This window comes from Nostoc sp. GT001 (assembly GCF_030382115.1).
GTDB lineage: Bacteria > Cyanobacteriota > Cyanobacteriia > Cyanobacteriales > Nostocaceae > Nostoc.
The window spans coordinates 1,902,608-1,924,054 of sequence record NZ_JAUDRJ010000003.1 but is presented as its reverse complement, the minus strand read 5'-3'; the positions used below and the strand labels follow the sequence as shown (position 1 = coordinate 1,924,054).

14 protein-coding genes are annotated in these 21,447 nt (G+C 44.7%); all 14 read right to left on the bottom strand.

Annotated features, from left to right (window positions below):
- Window positions 1-22: 22 nt before the first annotated feature.
- The 14 genes from QUD05_RS10985 to QUD05_RS10920 all read right to left on the bottom strand — a co-directional run bounded on the left by QUD05_RS10985 (window position 23) and on the right by QUD05_RS10920 (window position 21,396).
- Window positions 23-2,209: a chemotaxis protein CheA gene (locus QUD05_RS10985; protein WP_289796067.1), complete on the bottom strand. Its 2,187-nt coding sequence runs from the start codon at window positions 2,207-2,209 to the stop codon at window positions 23-25.
- Between the two features lie 166 nt (window positions 2,210-2,375).
- Window positions 2,376-2,765 (bottom strand): methyl-accepting chemotaxis protein, encoded by a 390-nt coding sequence (locus QUD05_RS10980; protein WP_289796066.1) that lies wholly within the window; start codon window positions 2,763-2,765, stop codon window positions 2,376-2,378.
- Window positions 2,728-3,636, bottom strand: coding sequence for a GAF domain-containing protein (locus QUD05_RS10975; RefSeq protein ID WP_289796065.1), 909 nt, complete (start codon window positions 3,634-3,636; stop codon window positions 2,728-2,730). Before QUD05_RS10975 ends, QUD05_RS10980 begins: the two co-directional genes overlap by 38 nt.
- A gap of 128 nt (window positions 3,637-3,764) precedes the next feature.
- A complete protein-coding gene (locus tag QUD05_RS10970) occupies window positions 3,765-4,790 on the bottom strand; it encodes a chemotaxis protein CheW (RefSeq protein WP_289796064.1) in 1,026 nt (341 codons plus the stop codon).
- A 244-nt stretch (window positions 4,791-5,034) separates the two neighbouring features.
- Entirely contained in the window at window positions 5,035-5,160 is a 126-nt protein-coding gene (locus QUD05_RS34005) for a four helix bundle protein (protein WP_354666122.1), read from the bottom strand.
- A gap of 31 nt (window positions 5,161-5,191) precedes the next feature.
- Window positions 5,192-5,431, bottom strand: a complete 240-nt coding sequence (locus QUD05_RS10965; protein ID WP_289796063.1) for a four helix bundle protein — start codon at window positions 5,429-5,431, stop codon at window positions 5,192-5,194.
- 51 nt (window positions 5,432-5,482) lie between these two features.
- Complete coding sequence (locus QUD05_RS10960) at window positions 5,483-8,623, bottom strand: hybrid sensor histidine kinase/response regulator (RefSeq protein ID WP_289796062.1); 3,141 nt, start codon at window positions 8,621-8,623, stop codon at window positions 5,483-5,485.
- A gap of 250 nt (window positions 8,624-8,873) precedes the next feature.
- The gene (locus tag QUD05_RS10955) at window positions 8,874-14,120 is read right to left on the bottom strand and encodes a GAF domain-containing protein (protein WP_289796061.1); all 5,247 of its coding nucleotides are present in this window, start codon (window positions 14,118-14,120) and stop codon (window positions 8,874-8,876) included.
- 184 nt (window positions 14,121-14,304) lie between these two features.
- A complete protein-coding gene (locus tag QUD05_RS10950) occupies window positions 14,305-14,838 on the bottom strand; it encodes a chemotaxis protein CheW (RefSeq protein ID WP_289796060.1) in 534 nt (177 codons plus the stop codon).
- Between the two features lie 14 nt (window positions 14,839-14,852).
- Complete coding sequence (locus QUD05_RS10945) at window positions 14,853-15,215, bottom strand: response regulator transcription factor (protein ID WP_069071669.1); 363 nt, start codon at window positions 15,213-15,215, stop codon at window positions 14,853-14,855.
- 212 nt (window positions 15,216-15,427) lie between these two features.
- On the bottom strand, window positions 15,428-16,762 hold the full coding sequence (locus tag QUD05_RS10940; protein ID WP_289796059.1) for a response regulator: 1,335 nt from the start codon (window positions 16,760-16,762) through the stop codon (window positions 15,428-15,430).
- A 1,433-nt stretch (window positions 16,763-18,195) separates the two neighbouring features.
- Window positions 18,196-18,417, bottom strand: coding sequence for a gas vesicle structural protein GvpA (gvpA, locus tag QUD05_RS10930; RefSeq protein ID WP_163931998.1), 222 nt, complete (start codon window positions 18,415-18,417; stop codon window positions 18,196-18,198).
- 204 nt (window positions 18,418-18,621) lie between these two features.
- Entirely contained in the window at window positions 18,622-19,311 is a 690-nt protein-coding gene (locus tag QUD05_RS10925) for a GvpL/GvpF family gas vesicle protein (protein ID WP_289796057.1), read from the bottom strand.
- Between the two features lie 258 nt (window positions 19,312-19,569).
- Window positions 19,570-21,396, bottom strand: a complete 1,827-nt coding sequence (locus QUD05_RS10920) for an AAA family ATPase (RefSeq protein ID WP_289796056.1) — start codon at window positions 21,394-21,396, stop codon at window positions 19,570-19,572.
- Window positions 21,397-21,447: the final 51 nt, after the last annotated feature.

Genomic DNA, 21,447 nt, shown 5'->3' with positions numbered 1-21,447 from the left:
CAAGAATGACACAGGTATTGATTCAAGTTAGAGATTTTGTGAGAAGATGACCATCTAAAACCAGGCTAAGTTGCCCATTGGCAAGAATGCTAGTTCCTTGGATATAGGCAGCAACTGGGATTGCTTCCCCCAAAGGATGGATCGCAGCGGATTGCTTGCCGATGATGCAATCTACTTCTAAAGCACATCGTTTGTCTAAGTAACGAAATACTAATAAAGGCTTATCCTGCTTGAAAGCATTTAGTGTATCTGTGTTGTAAGTAGTAACTGAGGTAGGAAGCTGGTTAGGAAAAATCAGCACATCAGTCAATAAGTGGATAGGGACGAGCATTTCTGTTGTTAAATCCTCACGATCGCAACCAAGGAAGCCACTGGTGCTAGAAGACTGCAAAAATAACATCCGTCCCGCTTGAGTTTGGATAATTTGTTCGGACTGGGATAGACAAATCTGCTCTACAGAATCGGCAATAAATGCATAGACTCTGGAGTTAGCTTGACAGACGATAAGTTGAGCAATTTTTTGATCGAGGGGAATTTGGAGCGAGAAAGCTGTACCATGTCCAGCTTTAGACTTCAATACTATTCTTCCCTGAATAGCTGTTAATTGCTTGCAAACTTCAGTTAATTCTACTCCTAACTCTAAGGCAGCGCGATCGCATAAAACAGATGAAACCTCTGGTTCAATTACCAGTTCTTGTAAGATATCCCCTGGTTTTGTCAGGGCGAGTCCTTGGGCTAAAGCTTGTTGATAGATTTGAGATAAGTTAAGTCCTGCGCCATCATCACAGCCATCAATAATCAGTTGATTTCCTTGCTGGTAAACTTGAATTTCAATAATACCGTTGCTATTTTTACCTAGCTGTTGGCGTGTTTGGCCAGACTCAATACTTTGCTCTAGTAAATAGCAACTTATATGTAACAGGAGAGCATGGAGGCGATCGCTAAATGCCCGATTGACTTGGATATCGCTAACTTGTAAATGTAGTCTAGCAGACTTATCTTGTAGAGCTTGTAACTGAGACCAAAGCCGATGCAACGGTTCTAAGGCTACTTTTAAAGGAATAGTTGTAACTTTTTTGACTAAATTGGCAGAATGCTTAAGTAACTTTTCCTGCTGTATAAGTTCTTGTTTGAGTTGATGATGATTGTTATTCAGCGAATCAACAGTTGATGCCACCTGAGACGCTTCAGCCAAAACAGATTGCAGAGTACTGTATAATTGCTGAGAGCGAGAAGCAGCTAGAGGAGAAAGGGTATCTGAAATTGCTGCTAAACGTCCTGACCATTCCTGTAGATTATCCAGCAGGTGTTGTAATCGTTTAACTTGTCGGAGCAACCGCCCGATCGTATGTTGTTGTTGTTCTTCCTGACAGGCTTGCTGATTATATGTAGTTAATAATGTTGCAACTAGCGCATTTAGTTGTTCGAGATGCTGAATATTGATCGGTGTGGCGGTTGGAATACTTGTTGCAACAATGGTAGAAATGGATTCTTGTAAAGAGAGTGGATGGCGATCGCGAACAGATTTAACTAGGGATGCTTCAGTAGGTAAGGAAAAATCCCCCAACCAAGCATGAAAATCTCCTTCATCATACTCCTTCGGATTTGCTAGTTCCCCTACATTGATGGGAAGCTGCTCGGTATCTACGTAAACAAGGCTGCCAGACTGGGGGCTAGTTTCACAAGAGGCAGGGGGCAGGGGGCAGGGGGCAGGGGGCAGGGGAAAGCTCCCTACTCCCTGTTCGCCTGCTTTTTCACATTCTTGCGATCGCTCTATCAATGTCTCAAAGTTTGTTTCCTGGTGATCGCCAAACTCTGCTTGTAGATGAGCAACAATGGCAGACATCCGCTCCAGAATTTCTACTTCGTCAATTTGCGAGGCTGTTAAAAATGCCATCAATAGCATCTGTAGACAATCTAATCCTTCCGACAACAGGGAGGCGATCGGGGCGTTGACAGTTGCCCGATACTGATGTAGAAGCTGAAAAATCTCTTCTAGTGCAGCCGCAACTATAGCAATGGCATCTAACTCAGCTGCTATGGCAATCGAATGCAGAGAGCTAGCAGCTTCCATGAGAGCCAAAGCTGTACCAGGGTTACTGTCTTTTGTATAGTTAGGCAACTCCTGCTCCAAGAACAGTAACAAATCGATCGCTTCTTCTAGGAAGCGATCGTCGTTCTGCGGTTGGGGGACAAAATCGGTACTCATGAAAACAACTCTCGTTTCTATGGGGTTTGTGACAATTCTATGGCTTCGACATTAGACTTCTTGCAGAAGTGGGGAAAAGGGTAAGGGGTAAAGGGGAAAGGGCTAATAAAAACCCTTTTCCCTTTAANCCTTTTCCTTTCCCCCTANNNGCAAAAGTTACTTTTGCTCATAGGTCTATTGATTTGAGGGTATAAGCAGCGATGTCGGCGATCGCTTTGAATTGCTCCTGAATTTGGGCGATTGACTCCAGCCCCGCACTGATTTGGCGATCGCACGGTTCGATCGCAGAAGCAACGTCTGCTGCTGCCACTTGGAGTTCTTGGAACCATTCCTCTATATTTAGGGTGCTATCGCGGGCTTGACGGGCGAGAATTTCCACCTGTTCGGCAGCAGCTAACAAACCTAGTTCTTGATCGTTAGCTTTTGTGGCTTCGATGGCTGTATTCAGGGATAAAACCTGAATTTTGGTACTCAAGCCTTCCACAAGGCGAATAAAGTCAGAAGCTTGCTGGCAAAATTCACCAAGATATTGCAGCTTGTTTATTAGTAATAGCAACAGTATCTTGAATAGACATTAAATGCTCGTCAGCAAGCTCGGCGATTCTTACTCCTGCTTGTACAGCTTGACTCACCTGCTGAAATGGCACTAGTAACTCAGAGCGATCAGCCTTTTGGGGAGGCTGTGACAGATGTTGAGCAGGTGGAGCTACTATTTCAGCCCAGCGCAAGTTAATTGTCAACATCATTCCTACTTGTTGTAGCAAACTGCGCTCTGCTTCCTGCCATAGTCGGGGTTGGAGGCAATGATGAATAACTAAAAAACCCCAAGGTTGTTGTTTGACAATCAAGGGTAAGCAGAGGCTAGCTTGCACCTGAAAGCGTTGCCAAAATTGCTGTTGGCGGGGAGTTAATTCTAATACTTCAGTTAGGTTGTTGAGTAAGTTTTGTCCGTCACTAACATCGGGTTTATTAACAAACAAATTTATCGGTAGGGATTGGTTGAGCAAGGATGTCCAACCTGCTTGTATAGCTTCAGCGATCGCACGAGAGCGATTATCTTCTTCAAAACGATAAATCAAAACGCGATCGGCGTTGAGAATATCTCGAAGGACGGTGACTGTAACCTCCAAAAGTGCAGTTTGGCCTTTTGCCTGCTGCATTTGGCGATCGATGGCCGCAAGTTGTTCTCGCTGGAGTTGAAAAGCCCCTCGAACATTTTCATCGTTGTCCTTGGGTGAATCCTTAGCCAAAGCTTGGACAAAAGCTTCGATTTGACTCACCTTCTGCTGCAATTGAGCGACCTTTGGCCCCTTAGCAGATTGAAAGACTGCTTTGATTAGAGCCACATTAGCTAAAATTTCTTCTATTTGGATTTCATTTTCAACAGGCTGGGTTTCAGAATTAGGATCTAAAGTTGCGATCGTCACAGAAAACTCCTTGGCAGCATCAAGTCAAATATAAAAAGCAGGGGAGCAGGGGAGCAGGGAGCAGGGGAGCAAAGGAGAGTTCAAATACCAAGTTCTTTCCCCTCCGCCCCTCTGCCCCCTGCCTCTTATCAGTGGGTTTGCCATTGCAATGTTTGGGCGATCGCTCTGGTGTCTAAAATCCAGCGATCGCCTGGCAGAATACCTTGAACAAAATTTAGCAGTTTGTTTGGGGAAAAGTCGGTTGGTGCCGATTGTGCTTGCTGTAAATCCTGCCACTCTACATCGTAGACATGAGCCACCAAAAACCCGATTACCTGATTTTGCAACTCGATAACCAGAACCATTGGCTTTTCTGGTCGTGACTGCCGTTTCAAAAGCGGCGCATAACCAAGCAAATGTTCCAAGTCAACCACCCGTAGCATCTGTCCTTGCCAATTATAGAAACCTAAAATCCAACTTGGTAAGGCCGGGGCTGGGGAAATTTCTTGGCTAGCGAGATGAATAATGTCCTGTAATGAGTGGAATGGTAGCAATCCACTTCCTCCATCGCTCAAGGAAAAACGGAGAAATCTTTGCCGTTGTTCGCCTGATGCCAGCCCAGGAGGCAAGGTTGCGGTTGTTCCGGGCAACCCCAACTTATTAGCCAATATCTGGCTCATACCAAAAAGAAGTACTTTCAGTGGTTCCTCGTTCGGTGCTACAGGCAAAACAGCCATGTGGCTAACACAGCTTAACTCCGCCACTTGCCGATAAGACCACGGCACCGGACGCACTGCTGACAAAGGAATATCAATTAAGGCAGGGGGCTTGTCTACAGGAATGCCACAAATTTCCCCAGTCCGGGTTTGAGTCAGAAGTAAGAAGCGCCCTGAAGTGTCAACCGCAGAGGGAACTTGATGCGGCTGTTGGGCTTGTACTTGCTGAATGAACTTTTGGCGCAAGTCCACAATTGTGATGGTTTGCGCTCCCAAATCAACCATCCCGATACCACTTTCAACTGTACTGCGAATCGGGGGACAAGCCATCACCTTGAGAACTGCACCAACTGGCAGGGCAAATAAATAGTCTGCGATCGCAAAAACAACGACTCGTAGGGAGTCGCGATCGGTTACAGCGCCAGATAATCGCTTAAACGGAAAGGGAGTGTTGAGCATAGTAAGGGGAAGGGGTAAAGGGGAAAGGGGAAGGGGGAAGGGGGAAGGGGGAAGGGGGAAGGGGAAAAGGGAAGGGGTAAAGGGGAAGGGGAAAGGGTGCAAGCCCCTAAACTTTATTTATGGAGGGGAAAAAGATTCAATTCCAGACTATTGCGGAAGAATTGAGGTATCCTTACTTCAAGCCGCTAACTTTAGTTATGGGGTTCCCTTTCCCCCTTCCCCTTTCCCCTTTACCCTTTACCCTTTAACCTTTTCCCTGCCCGAAGGGCATTGACTGATTTATAGATTGAATTTGATTAGATAGCATACGGCTCAACTCTATAGCTTGATTAGAAAGTTGTGTATAAGTTGGTTGGTCTAGATAGCCCACTTCTAACGCTACTCTTAAAAGACTGCGAACTTCACCTAGCAGACCCTTTAGCAATATTTAGAAAGTTTAAGTATTCTTTGCGAGAATATCGTTCAAATCCTTCTGCAATATTTGTAGGTATTGATACGGATGCACGTCTTAACTGATCTCTTAAACCAAAGTCTCTACTAAGTTCACCTTCCTTAGTCCTCAAATATATTTGCTTAACTAAGTCAATACCTTTTTGCCATACTTTTAAATCCTCAAAAGCTTCAATTTTTTTCCTTTCCATTCCTTCCCTTTCCCCTTTCCCCTTTTCCCTTTCCCCTTTTCCCTTTACCCTTTACCCATTAACCAATTCAGCGATCGCGGCTAGAAAGCTCTGTTCGGAATAGGGTTTGGTCATGTAAGCTTTCGCCCCTAGAGCTAAAGCTAATTGGCGGTGCTTTTGTCCGCTACGGGTAGTCAGCATCACCACAGGAATCCCGGACAAACGCTCGTCTTGGCGACGGTGTTCTAAGAATTCAAATCCATTCATCTGTGGCATTTCAATGTCACAAATCACTAAATCAACATCACCGTGTTGCAGCATTTGCGCGATCGCCTCTCGACCATCACCTGCTTGCAACACTTGATAATCGGCTTTCTGGAGCGTCTGCACCAAACTTTGCCTTTGTACAACCGAATCTTCCACCACTAAAACTGTCAGTCGGTTAGGTTGAGCAACGGCTGTATTGACTTCCATCGGCTGTTGCTGTGGTTGCGTTATCGTTAAGGTTTGCTGTCCCTCTAGAGTCAGAACAGGCTCAGGCGCGGGCAATAGTTTAGTTGCAAGACTTGATGCCGGGGAAGTTGGCATCATATCTGTCTCCCAAGTTTGCCGAACTAACTCCAACGGGTCAACGATTAGGGTAAGACTACCATTTCCCAACACGCTGTAGCCTTGGATGTAACTAGGTAAAGTCAGGACTCTACCGAGGGACTTAATTACTAATTCCTGCTCGACTAAAATTTGATCGACTTGCAAACACAGATATTGATGCTCTGTTTCCAACAGCAGCAGAGGTTCAACGGTGTTCCGTTGTTTGACTGGAAAAGGACTTAGGTTTAAATTGTGGTCTTGGGTGAATAAAGGATATTTGTAATCCAGCAAATTGGCAAGTGAGCGGATGGGAACTAGTTGCTGACTTTGCCCTTCTCCCCACTGCCAGAATTTTTGGCTGCCTTGCCCATGTAAAGATTGCTGGACTTGAATCTGCTCTGGCTGCGGTAATAAAACCTGGCTAACTCCTTCAGACAGCAAGCCATAAGTAATACCTTGAGATTGACAAACGAGCAAGCGTGCTGTTGTCAAGCTCAGGGGCAATTGCAGGATGAAGGTGGTTCCCTGCCCTAAAAGCGATCGCACCACAATCGAACCTTGTAAAGCTTGCAATTGAGTGCGAACCACATCTAAGCCGATACCACGGCCAGATAACTCACCAACCTGCTTGGCGGTAGAAAAGCCTGGTTCAAATAATAACTCTGCCAGTTGGTCTTCTGAGGCGTAGGCGGCTTGTTCGGGAGTCAGCAGGTGTTTTTCTATACCTCGTTGACGAATGGCTTCCCAATTTAAGCCTCGACCATCATCCCGTACCTCAATAGTAGTGCGGTTGCCTTGATGATAGGCTTGAATTGTAATTGTTCCGGTTTCTGGTTTACCCTGCTGGCGGCGGGTTTCTACCGGTTCAATGCCATGATCGAAGGCATTGCGAATCATGTGCAGCAAGGGATCGTACAACTGCTCAGAAATGGCTTTATCCACCAGTACCTTCGTACCGCCAAGCTTGAGTTCAACAGGCTTATGATAAGTTGCTACCATCTGTTGCAGGAGGCGGGGTAATCGATTCAACACTGTTCCCAGTGGAACCATTCTGGCTTGCAGCAAATCTTCCTGCGCTCCTGAAAGCAGTTGCTTGCGCTTTCCGAGACTGAAGCGAGATTGCTGCACTAAGCCATTAACAGCCTCAATCTGTTCTCCTAATTGCACCATGTCTTCTGTCAGATTTTGCAGGAGAATGTGCAACTCGCTATAGTTATCCATTTCTAAGGCATCAAAATTGGATTGTGCCTCGGTAGCAGAGATAACTCGTGGAGATCCATGTATATGTCGCTGCTTGCGTTCGGGAAGCAGCAGATGTCGATCCGACCAAGTAAAAACTTTACTAAGTTGTTGTTGACAGTACAAAAACTGGAGTAGAGTGTCTTGGGCTGCTTTCTGGATGTGGTTAGATTGCAGGTTTTGTTGGTTTTCGCTGATTAGCAATTCCCCAATTGTATGGCTGAGGCGATCGAGCTGTTCGATCGCGACTCGGATACTGGGAAGTGATGCCGATGATTGAGCCTGGAGGCTTGGCGCTGGTGGTGGAGAGGCTGGCCGATCTGAGTCTGAGTATCGGCAAGATGTCTGTGGATCTCCGATCCAGATTGACTGTAAAATCCGATCTATGGCAGAGGGAACTACTACCGAATCCTGAGAATGAGAAATAGGTTCCAGTACCTCTGGTGCTTTCGCTACGGAGTTATCAGTCCGCTTCGGGAAAAACGACCAAATTGATTCTGCTTCGCTGGCACTGAGGAGAGGGGATGGCTGATTCTCAGTTGTAGTCGTTGGTGTGGGTGGGGCAGCGATCGCAACTGGTTGCCCAGGCGGTTCTGGGACAGGAGTAGTTAGTTCTGTCCATTCTCGCAATTGTAGAGATATCTCTCCCCCTTGAGTGCGATCGCCTGCAAGTACTGCTGTTTGAGCTGCTTTAAAATTTTCTAAAGCCGCCTGAGCGATTTCCAATACTTTATCTGGATGTGCTTTGAGCGCGTTTAGGGTCGCCTGGGCAATTTCTTCCAATCCAGATAAGCCATAAGATGCTGCTAGTTCGACAAAAAATTCTGCTTGGGAGTTGAGTGTTGTTTGAATTTGTTGCGGATCTTGGCTTTGAATGTCAGTTTCCAGCTGTTGCAAATCCTGGAGTACACTCCCGGAAAAGATTGACTCTACGACATCAAAGCCAAGTTCTTCCGAACTGGGAAGCGGAGCCTCACGACCAAAAAAGTCGCCTAGTTTATGTTGGAGTTGGGCAAAGATTGAGGCAGTGCGATCGAGTATTTCTGCCTCATTGCAGGATAAGCCCATCAAGGCTGCACTCAATGGAGTTCGCAGGCACTCATAAGCATCTAGAAGCAAAGCACCCAATTCTGGATCGATTTCTAATTCTGGAGCGTATAACGCTTGGAATACATCTTCCAAATGATGGGCAATTGTCTGAATAGTTTCTTGCCCAACACTGGCAGCACTCCCTTTGATAGTATGGGCGCTTCGCATCAAGGCATGAACTTTTTCTATTGTTTTTTCATCAAGTAGACCGATCAAATTCTGCTCAATGGTTTGCAATAACTCTGCCGCTTCCGCAAGAAAAGCCTGCTCTTGATTACTGGGATCGGGATTCATAACACAATGCGCTTGGTGTTAAGGAGATTTATCTGTTAAGGCAGGAGGGCAATACGGTTAGGATAAGCATTTTCAACTCAGAATTGGGTTTGGGGAAAAGGTGAGCCAGCGCGGTCTTGGGGGTTTCCCCCATGAGCGACTGGCGTAGCGAGCTTGCGAGCGTCACCCCGAAGGGGTTAAAGGGTAAGGGNNNAAGGTTTTTTCTTTCCCTTTCCCCTTTCCCCCTTTCCCTTTCCCCTCCCGGAACGGGCTAGTCAACTTTGAACTGGCTAACGCTGGTTTCCAGTTGTTGTGAAGTCATCCGTAGTTCCTCAAAAGACTCGGAAATGTGGATGGCACTTTCTGAAGTCTTGCGGGCGATCGCCGATACATCCATCATCGCTTCTGTCAACATCTGAGATTGCTGACTTTGAGTGGAAACTGCTTGAGTAATTCCTTGCACCAGTCCACCAATTTCGTTGGTAGCTGCCACGATCGCACTCAGGGAATGACGAGTCTCATCGATCAAGTTCGAGCCTTGGACAACTTGGGTAATCCCGACTTCCATTGCTTCGGTAACTTCGTTGGTTCCACTTTGAATTTCTTGCACGAGTCGCTCAATTTCTGTGGTGGCACTCGCTGATTGATAAGCCAGGGAACGAACTTCATCTGCAACCACCGCAAAGCCTTTACCGTACTCTCCGGCACGGGTAGCCTCAATCGCCGCATTGAGCGCCAGCAAGTTAGTTTGAGTAGCAAAGTTTTCAATCAAACTCACTACTTTCGAGATTTTCTGAGAAGCTTCACCGAGGCGCTTAATTTTCTTCGCTGTTTCGGATACAGTTTCCCGAATCTCCAAAATCCCATCTACGGTTCTTTCCATCAGCGAATCGCCAGCTTGGACGGTTTTATTAGCTTGTTGAACCGCCTGTCCTACTCTTTGGGCATCAACAGCAACTACCTGGGTGGAAGTTACCATCATTTGTAATTGTTCCAAAGCGCGTTCGAGCCGTTCTGCTTGCTGTTGAGCTTGGTTAGATAGTTGTACTACTGAGGTAGTGTTATTGCTGGAATTTTCACTCACCTTGCTGGCAGCAATCTGCACTTGTCGCACTAAATCTCGCAAACTTTGGATCGTAGTATTGTAACCATCGGCGATCGTCCCAATTTCATCTTCAGATAGGGGCGCTCGAACGGTAAGATCGCCTCTGAAGGATGGTTCCAAAGCCATGAGAACGCGTATAGCTCCTTGTTGGAGTTTTTCGCGGGCGGTACGTTCGCGCTCTGCTGCTTCTGCTAGTTGCTGCTCTTGAATACGCACTTGTGTTAGGTAATCTGCAAGATTCAGGGCAATACCAATCTGGACGCTGGCTTGGTTGAGAACATCCTCCTCGGATTGCTCCCACTGGCGCGCTGTACTATTTTGATAAACTCCCATCAGTCCCCAGAGCCGATTCTCTTGAAAAATCGGAGAAATCATGTAGGCTTTAGTTCCCCACATCTCTAACAATTGGATGTGACATTCGTCATGACCGACACTATATATATTGTCAACCCGCAAACTTTCTTTGCGGACATAACGCCCTCCTTGGTTGTACTGGAGATAGGTATCTCTAACTTTGGCAAGACTTGTTCCCACCAACTTAGGCCAATCCCCAGTCACAGACTCAACTACAAATTCTCCAGACCAATCAGGCTCAAACCGGTAAACTCCAACTCGATCTACTTTCAGTAGTTGACGAAGTTCGTGGGTGGCAAACTGGACAAATTCCAGAACATTACCATGACTTTGTGCCATCTCTGTTAACCGACTTGGCAGGCGATAGGAAAATCGGGCGTTTGCTACTTCCCGTTCTGCCAGTTTGATTAATTCCTCATTCTTGCTTAAGGTTTGCTGTAAGTATTGCGATTGTTGGACGGCAACCCCAAACTGCGTGCCGATTTTCGCTACCAAGTTGACTTCATTCTCTTGCCAGTGTCGCGGCCCGCTATTTTGGTAAGCTCCTAACAAACCCCAGAGCTTGTTTCCAGCAATAATCGGGGTGATGATATAGGCTCTCATCTGGAATTGCTCTAGAATTTTTATGTGGCACTGGGCATGACCAGAAGTGTAAATGTCATTTATCACAAACGTCTCGTTGTGGCGATAGCGTCCACCTTGGGTTTGTTGGAGGTGTTCGTCTTCCCATACAGTCCTGATATCGGGGCCAACCAAAGCCACCCATTCCCGACTGACGGATTCGGCAATAAACTCGCCACCCCAATCTGGATTGAAGCGATACACTGCTAAACGATCGCATTCCAAATGCGATCGCAATTCTGGTAAGGCATTGCGGAAAATCGTATCTAGCTCTTGAACTTGGCGGATTTTTTCTGACAGCCGTGTTAGCGCTCGTTCCCCTTCTGCGGTTCGCGCTAATTCTGCATTCTTCTTCTTAAGTTGTTCGATATACTTAATCTGCTGCAAGCCTATACCCATTTGCACAGCTATTTTTCGCAACAGTTGCACATCCTTAGATTTCCACTGCCGAGGGCCAGTATTTTGGTATGCTCCTATAAAGCCCCAGAGTTTGCTTCCAGTAAATATCGGAGCAATCGCGTAAGCTTTGGCCTGGATTTTTTCTAATATCTCGACGTAGCACTGAACGTGACCAGCAGTGGAGATATCATCGACAACAAAGGTTTCATGATTGCGATAGCGTCCGCCCTGAGTTTCTTGTAAGTGATCGTCCATCCAAATCGTTTTGATGTCGGAACCAGCTAAAGACAGCCATTGATCTTTTACGGCTTCGGCAACAAACTCTACACTCCAGTCGGAACCAAAGCGAAATACTGCTAGGCGATCGCACTGTAGTTGTTTGCGTAAACTTGGCAGCACGTTCAGGAAAATTGTATCTGCCTCTTGAGCTTGGCGAATTTTTTCCACCATCCCTGTCAGCACTTGTTCCTCTTCTGCTGCCTGCGCCAACTCTGCATTTTTCGTTTTCAGTTCTCCGACGTACTCGGCTTGCTGCACGCTTAAACCCAACTGAATGCCCAATTTGGTCAGCAATCGCACCTCCTCAGAATTCCACTGGCGCGGGCTGCTATTTTGGTAAGCTCCTAACAAACCCCAAAGTTTGTTTCCAGCAAAAATTGGGGCGATGGTGTAGGCTTTAGCCTGGAACTGCTCTAACAGGTCGATGTGGCACTGGGCATGACCAACAGTATAGATATCATTGACGACAAAAGTTTCATTATTGCGATAGCGTCCGCCTTGGGTTTGCTGTAGGTGTTCGTCTTCCCATACGGTCTTGATATCGGGGCCAACCAGAGGCACCCAGTCACTGCCTACAGATTCAGCCATAAATTCACCACTCCAGTCAGAGTTGAAGCGATATATTGCTAGGCGATCGCATTTGAACAACTGCCGCAATTCTGCCAAGGTAGTGCGGTAAATTGTTTCTGGGTGTTGGGAATGAAGCATTCTCTCCGTCATTCGGGCGATGGCGTGTTCTACTTCAGCTACTTGGGTCATTTCGATATTTTTTAACCGTAGCTGTTCGATATATTCAGCTTGCTGGAGGGCAATGCTCAACGGTTCGCCGATCTGCAACAAAGCACCGATTTCTTCTTCAGTCCATTTCCGCACATCAGAATTCTGATAGGCTGCTAACAAACCCCAGAGATTACCAGCGCGGAAAATGGGAACAATGATGTACGCTTTGGCTTGGAACTTCTCTAATGCTTCTAAATAGCAAGGTGAAAAACCAGCAGCATAAATATCGTTGACTTTGCGGAAGCGCTTTTCTTTGGCGTACATTCCACCCTGCGTTTCCTTAAGATAGGTATCAGCGTCAGGTTTAACAGGGGAGCCATAGTCCTTAACATGGCAACGCTCTGAAGATACCATGCCTGTTTTTAAAATGCTTTCTTGTTCCTGCATCTCCACCAGTGACGACTCACCAGCAGCCACAGATTCAGCGATAACTTCTCCACTCCAATCTGGATGAAATTGATAAACGACAACGCGATCGCATTTTAAAAATCGCCGCAACTCTTGGGTTGTAGTGCGGAAAAGGGTGCGAAGATCCGTTGCTTGCCCAATCTTTTCAATGATGCCGAAAACTGTACGTTCTCGTTCAACAAGTTTGGCTGACTCTTCAGAGCGGTGATAAAGTTGTTGCTGATATTGCACCTGTTGAATCGCAATACTAGACAGAGTTGCAACCTGCACCATTAGGCGAACTTCACTATCTTTCCACTGACGAGGCTGAGAATTTTGATAGGCAGCGAGCAAGCCCCACAACTTTTCTCCCTGGAAGATGGCAACAATAATGTATGCTTTGGCTTGATAGGTTTCTAAAACTTTGATATAGCAGTCAGAAAAACCAGCACTGTAAATATCATTATTGACTCGATAAATCTGTCCGCGATGGAAATTTTTGCCTTGGCTATGCTGAATGTAGCTATCTGCATTTTGCGATCGCCCGGTTGTCCCAGCCAATCCGCCTTCGTCTGCAAGGTTCCTCACACTGCAATAGTTAACGTTATTGACAATTGCTGGGTTGTTTCGCTGTTCTTCTAATAGAGAAACCCACTCAGATCCAACCGATTCAGCAATAAATTCCCCACTCCAATCTGGCTGGAAACGATAAATTGCGACGCGATCGCATTTTAGTGACTGTCTTACTTCTTGGGTGGTAACGCGAAAGATGGTATCCAAATCTTTGGACTGGAGAATTTTATTCGCTACACCCACCAGGATTTGGTCTTTTTCCACTTCTTGTTGCAACGTAGCCTGAATCACGGCAACTTGCAGTTGCGCTTCTAATTCCTGCTCGATCAATTTTAGTAACTGAATTTCAGCATTTTGCCACTGGCGAGTAGCAGTGCATTGCTGCACTACCAACAAACCCCAAACCTCATCTTTTACTAAGATTGGCAAACTCACACAAGCTCTAACCTGAAACCGCTCCATGAGTTGCTTTTGGTAAGGAGACAAGTTTGCAGTGTAGGTATCTGCGATCGCGACTAATTTTTCTTGTTGATAAACCTTGCCAGAACCCAATCCAAAAGTGACGGCGGGCAGTTTTTCCTTCAGCATTGGGGTAAAACCATCCCTCATCGCCTCCGCAACAGCTATCCCCAGCGTCGGATTCGTAAACTGATACAGCACGACGCGATCGGCTTGCAGGGCGCTTTGTATCTCTATGACAGCAGTGGCGAGCAAAGTATCTAGATCGGAAAATTGGCGGATTTTGCTAGCGATCGCCTGTACTTGCTCAACCTCTAATCCATCTCCTCCGTCTTGATATGGCAACACACTTAGCAGTTCTTTTAACTTGCGGATTCTCTCTCGCAATGGCCCTGTTTCCACCCAATCAGCTTGATCCAGTTCAGTTCGCAATTCTTCTAGAGCGGAGGTGATTTGCTGTTTTGCTGGTACATCAACGGTATGCCCGTTATCGATTTCCTTATAACCGTTACTGGGATTTGAGTGAGGTTGGCTGGATCTAAGATTGTGTTGCGCTACCATGATCTTTCTTGCTATGAAGGTTGTCGGAATTAAGGAGTAGAATGCAGAGTAAACTTCTTGCAGAAGTAGGGAANAAGGGTAAGGGGGAAAGGGTAAAGGGTAAAGGGATAAGAAAAAACCCTTGCCCTTTTACCTTTACCCTTTCCCCCAAGAGTGCAAAACTATTTTTGCAAGAGGTCTAGTGTTAAAGAGGCTGAAGGGCTTGAATCACAACCTGGGTGTCAAGTAACATCAAAGGGCTACCTTGAGAATCCACAAAGTAACCCTGTAAAAATGAGCCTAGTCGGCCAGGTAACATTGATGTCGAAATCTCTAACCGCTCTTGGGGATCGTGAACTTCAATGGTATTGACTTGCTCCACCAACAGCCCGACGGTTTGATTCTGGACTTGAACAAGCATCGCCATGCCAGAGTTACGCACACCTTCTCGCCGACACCAGTGTGTTGCTCCCAACAAAGCTGCTAAATCAAGAATCCAGATCGCTTCTCCCCGCCAATTCATTACGCCTAACAAGAATTCTGCTACTTGCGGTACTGGCAAAATCTCGGTCAGCGCAACTTGAATTACTCCCCGCAAATCAGCTAATGGGAGTAACCCATTTACCTTTCCATTCAACGGAAATCTTAAAAACCTCTGGTTGTTTCCTTGAGGAGAGTTTTCAAGTCGAAATTGGCTATTTATGGGTAACGAAGAAAAGCTATCATTGCCCTGTACCATTGCCCTAGTTTCCTTTAGCGAATAAATTTATTAACAGTCTGGAGCAAGGTATTTTCATCTACAGGTTTGACTAAATAGCCATCGGCACCACTCATATTGCCCCAAGTTCTATCAACATCTGTATTTTTAGTTGAGCAAATCACTACCGGGATTCCTTTTGTTGTCGGATCGGCTTTCAACTTGCGGCAGAACTCAAATCCACTTTGACCTGGCAAAATCAAATCCAGTAAGATCAAGTCGGGTTTTTGTTGTTTCAACCTGAGTTGAGCCTCTTCACCACTGCGAACTTCATAAACTGAATATCCTCCTTGCTCTAGGTAACGTGTCATCTTTTCGGATTCTGTGAGGCTATCTTCAACTAAAAGAACTTTTTTCATTTTTTCCTAACTATTTAATTTAGAATTTGACAAATTATTGCGACAAATGAATTAACACCAAGCCAGATATAGAAAGCAATTTACAATCCAAAATCTGTTTTGAAAATGGATGTAGGGAAGCTACTGGCATGACTGTCGCTTCAACCTAAACGCTTAAATACTTGTGAAGCACATTGAGTACTTTGTCTGCTTCTACAGGTTTACCCATAAAGTCAGTTGCCCCTACTAATTTTGCTCGCATCCGATCTACTATTCCATCTTTGCCCGTTAAGATAACAACTAAGCACATTTTTGAGACTTGGAGTTTTACGGATTTGAGAACAAATTTCATAGCCATTTACTTTTGGCATCAAAAGATCCAAAAAAATGAAGTCTGGCTTGCTTTTAATTAGGTTTAAAACTGCCGTCAAGGAATCTTGAATGCCAACAAAGCGATAACCTTGATGGGTGAGAATTTCCTCCAAACTGCGACAGATCATCGGACTATCATCCACACAGGCAACTAAAGGTCTTGAGACATCAATAATTGCTTTACTAGCTGCTGGGGGGGCAACTTGTAAAATAGTCTTTTCTTCGACTTTGATTGTGGGTTGATTTTTGTTTCCGGCTGCTGGGGGAGCAACTTGTATAACAGTGTTCTCTTCTTTCTTCAGTGAAGAATTGAAATTATTAACTGCACTGGATGGGCTGACAATTTCTTTACTAGTTGCTGGGGGAGCAACTTTGTTGAAATTGGGTGCAACTTGTAAAACAGTGTCCTCTTCTGCCTTTAGTGAAGAATTGGAATTATTAACTGCACTGGAGGGGTTGCCAGTTTCTTTAGTAATCCCAACCTGCCTGAGTTTTGGGGTGGGTGAAAAAGCGATCGCCCCTGTTTTTACCAATGTCATCAATAACCGAGTTAAAGCTAAGACATCCCGACCGCTTTTTTGCCCTAGACCTCGTAAAGTTTTTGTGCCATCAACTAGAGCAATAATCTGTTTAGAGGATGCTTGTCCTTGAAGTAGCTCAATTTTTTGAATGATCGGAAATAAATTGGGCGAGTAGGTTGCCAGTCCTGCATCTCGCCATTCTTGCCAGGCTTGTGTAGCCTTTTTCAAGACTTCCTCAGTTGGTATTACAGCTAAAAGAACCCCAGGAACTTCACCAACAACGGTAGTATGTGACAACTGCCCTGCTGGATTGTCGCCATTTCTTTTGGCTTCAATGTACTGCATTATATCAAACAGAACTTCAGCTATTGAGCTTGTAATCAGGCTAACGAGTTGTTGTTGTTCGATTAATTTTTGTTCTCGCAACTTAACAAGAATGGAATACTCGCGATAATTTTCCTGGGGAGAGACAAGCTGCTCCAACTGTGTCACATCCAGATTAGAACAGTACCGCAACAAGTGTCGTCGCCATCGCTCATCGGCATTAGAACCGCCAGCCTGCCAAATTAATCGTCCTAAACGAAAATATAGCGTCCAAGTCGGCCCATCTCTTGCTTCAAGATTCAGCCTACCTGTAAATAATTTAGTTTGAAGTTGGTTGATCAATTGATTCACAATGGATCGCACCTCCTTATATATCTTGAGTTTTGCNATTTACATTAGAATTCCTCAAACAATCCAGCTTACTAACTTCATCGTGCAATTGCCAATAGCACAGTTTAAAACCTTGATTGAGCTACACAAACTTGTTATATCCCTTTTTAATCTGGATATTTTTAAAGTTAAAAGCCGGAAACTTGAACAAAGATTTAAGCTCTTTTTCTAATTATTAATAGGTTAACTTTTTGCCATATTACATCTACTGCTACTGAGCAAATTGCTTGTCAATACAGACCGGAAAAAGATGGAAATGTTGAATACTACAAAGCATAGACCAGCTTTAATGCTTATCGGTTGTCTACTCTGCTGCTTAAGGCGACAGATACAAGCGATCGCTAGGTAGTCTGCAAATACAAAAAATCAGCTTGAATGTAAGTTTGTCAAGAAATTGCTTGTTGCCGAATAAAGTATTGGCGATCGCGTTGTTCTAGTACCCCTTGCTTAATCAAGGAGCGCAGGATATCTATCGTTTGCACCCGGCTTAAGCCTATCACTTCTTCAATTTCTATCAGAGTAGCTCCTTCAGCTTGCTGAATGTATTGCTGCACTTTAGATTTAACAGTATCCGCATTCAAGGCAGGCACTTTCTTAGTCATCGTATTGGCGGAAGGACGAAAACCAGCGCCTTTAATTGCAGAACGGGAGATTGACCATTTTGGAACTGTTGCAACTAATTTCTCTTCTTTAGCAGGAGGGGGNGAAACTGCTTGTTCTTGACTGTAATCGCCCCAAACACTGTTATGTAAGATTTCTCGGAAATTTTGCAAGTTTTGGAATAATGCCTGAGCCTTTGCTGAACGCTGTTGGCGGTATTCTTGCTGGCGTTGCGAGACATCTGTTTTTATTTGCAATATTTCCAATTGCCGCTCGACGATCTCTTGCTGAAATTGCTGCTGTTGTAACTTTCTGTTGTTGTCAAGCGTGGTAACAAAACTGCTCAATTCTTGATGAAGCACATCTGCTTGCAGCTGAAATTCTTGTTGAGTTAGCTGTTTCCACTGCTTAACTTGTTGACGGCGTTCAGCAGTTATTTGCAATCGCTGCGATCGCTCTTGTTCCCATAAATTCTTGAGAGCCATCAGATGATATCTCCTATTTTGTTAACTAGAAATATAGCAATCAGATTTAATTTCTGAATCACTCGTAAAGGTAAGAGACTCTTTACTGGAAAGAAGGAATAAAGGTGTACTGAGTTTTGTTCAAAAATCAAATATGAGTCCTATATTAAATAGGCTGTTACGCATTTAATTTGTACATTTAACTAATGATTGTTAACCGTTAAGAGTTAACTGTCAACAATCATCAGTCAACGACCATCAAGAGTGTTTATATACTTTAGACGCGCATCAGCTTAGAAGCCATAAAGACTCGCTTTTTCTAATGTGGTGTTAAGCAGCAGATGGAACAGCAGCCTGAGATGTTAAACCAACTGCCTCGGCATATCTTAAGTAAGTTTCAACTGAAGCAATCACAATCCGAGCTTCTATTGATAGCAGTTCAATACCAACTAAAGAAACACGTACCCAAGCATCAACTACAATTCCTTTGTCCAAAATGCGGTCAATAACTTCAGCCAGACTTGAAGATGAGTTAACTTTTTCAACAGCCATTTTCTTTTACTCTCACAACTCTAATTATTGATTTCATCCTGCTCTGATTGAGCAGTAGGTAAAACTTACACAATGTGTTTTATTCTTCCTGGGTTTAGTGTTCCCAAAAATATAAGATAAATATAAGAAAATAAAAAAAATAAAGAAAAAATTATCTCATCTTTATTTTTTCTGGGAAAGTTTTAAATATTATTTTTTATGAATTTATATGAGAGTATTTTCTAGAAAATGATAGGGTGGCAGAGGTTCGCTCAGTGCCAATTGCCAGTGTGAGCATTGTACCTGCCAGAGTGAAAACTGCTGCGTACTGAGCGTTGAATCGTTACGCTGTGCCAAAAAGTGGATTTGCCGCACATCTGACTGTCGAGTTTCACAGATAACATTTGTATATGTTTTGAGAATTAACTGGCTCAAGAGTTCCCACTGTTGGCATTGTTGTGTTTGAAATGCTTGCTGTGTTTGGTAGCGTTGTTTTTTAGCCAATAAATAGGCTTTTCCCTTAGCATCAATAGTTTCAGAATCGTCAACCAAATTACAGGGTGTCATTTTTAAAGTGTACTCAACTTTGTCTGCTAGCTGAGTTAGGGCTTCTAGATATTGCTCTTGGTGCTTTTCTAGATGATTTAGCAGTTTTTCTTGCGAGGTAAAACCCCTCCCAAAGCGTAGGGGAAGAAGGGGAGTTTGTTGAAAAAGTTCTCGAATCACGCGATCGTGGTTTAATACAGCTTGAAGTAAACGCTCATCCGTTGCCTGTATTGCCTCCAGTGAGATTTCCGACTCTACGATCGCACCTAAACCAGAAGAGTAAACTAGTTCAATATTCCTTTCCATCCCTAAAGGTAGAACAAGTGGTGATGCGGTGGGGACTAAAAGAGCATAGGCGTATATTGACATAAGTAAAACGGCGTAAATATTTGTAGTTGGGATGAGGCAGGAGGCAGGAGGCAGGGGGCAGGGGGCAGGAGGAAGAGGTAAGAATTTTTATGCTTAATTGTGCCAAAAATAAGTATTAATATTTACTACAAAAAACGTAGAAGTTCAGAGCGGAAGCTACTTAAGTAGAACGATGCAAATAAACAGAACTATGTAACTAAAAGTAAATTTAACTAAAACCCTCTTCTCTTGTCCCTCCTGCCCTCTGCCTCCTGCCTTCTATTGAGATTGATGCTGGTTGGCAAGCATTTGATATGTAACTTGGAAATCATCATTTGTAATCTGAATCAAGCTGGAGTCACTCAATCCCTGGGCGCGGTATCGACGAATTGCGCTTAAAGCAGCTTGATTGCTCAATAAAGCCAAGTCTGCACCATTCCAACCCTCGGTAACTGTTGCCCAGGTTTCTAAATCGACATCAACCAAGGGACGATCTAGATTGTGAACTTGTAAAATAGCTAATCGACTGGCTCGATCTGGTAGATCGATTTTGATTTGTAAGTCCAATCTTCCGGCTCTGAGCAAGGCAGGATCGATCGCTTCTGGACGATTGGTTGCTCCTACTAACAATACTTTCGGGCATTCATGCAACCCATCTAGTTCGGTGAGCAGTTGACCGACAACGCGATCGCTAACTCCAGAATCACCAGTGAATCTTCCCCTTGCTGGTGCTAAGGTATCAATTTCATCTATAAACACAACGCAAGGAGCTGCTTGCCGAGCTTTGCGAAAGAGTTCTCTGACTGCTTGTTCTGCTGCTCCTACCCATCGGCTGAGTAATTCCGGGCCATTCACAGCTATAAAGTTGGCTCTTGCTTGGGAAGCGATCGCTTTTGCAAGTAATGTTTTTCCCGTTCCCGGCGGCCCCCACAACAGAATTCCACGAGGAGGCTTGGCTTTGGTTTGCTCGTATAGTTCGGGATAAAGGAGTGCGCCTTCAACAGATTCTTGAAGTTTTTGTTTAACATTATCCAAACCACCAATGTCATCCCAACTGACACTCGGTACTTCAATTGCTACATCCCTGAGAACTGAGGGTTTTATCTCCTTAATTGCTTCCAGAAAATCCTGCTGGATGATAGTCATGTTCTCAGGAATGGCACTGTTGAGCGAGGGGACTTGACGACGCAGGGCAATGTAGGCTGCTTTCTGACAAAGAGCTTTGATATCAGCACCGACAAAACCGACAGCCAAATCGGCGATCGCTCCTAAATTAACCGAAGTCTCCAAGGGCATAGCACTTGTCAAAATCGTCAGAATTTCCAATCGTCCATCGCGATCGGGAACCCGAAAATGAACTTCGCGATCGAAGCGTCCCGGACGACGCAACGCCGGATCGAGATAATCGGGACGATTTGTTGCCGCTAATACAATTACACCCTCGGTTTTGGCAAACCCATCCATTAACCCAAGCAACTGCGCCACTAGTCTTTTTTCAACTTCGCCTTCCACTTGGCTGCGATCTGGGGCGAGACTGTCAATTTCGTCAATAAATATCAAGCAGGGAGCAGAACGAGTTGCTTTCTCAAAAATACTTCGCAAACGAGCTTCTGCTTCCCCGTAATACTTGCTCATCACCTCTGGGCCATTGATGGCAATGTAGTTTAACTCTAACTCTTCTGCCAAAACACGGGCTGTTAAAGTTTTTCCTGTACCGGGCGGGCCAACTAGCAAAACCCCACGCGGAGGCTCTAAACCTAATTTTGCCAATAAATCTGGACGTTTAAGGGGAATTTCAACTAATTCTCTGATTTCCTTGAGAACATCACCCAAGCCGCCGATACCTTGCCAAGAAGCTTTTGAGTTCTTGTTAGCTGATGGGGTGGTGACATCATCAACATTATCCATTGGTGTAGCTGCATCGGTGGAATTGGATCTGACTCGGCTGGAACTAGTTTTTCTCGGAATATTGCCTTGCCGGGGAATACTACTGAGATTATGAGACCGAATTTCAATAGAAGTTTTTAACTCCCCTTTCTCTACTTTTTCTTCTAAAGCTTTGGCAAGTTCTAATAGCTGTTCAAATCCTTTAAATATGTCGTCCATTGATTTTACTTAAATAAAAGGTAGAGAAAAAATTAATTTACAATTTAATTT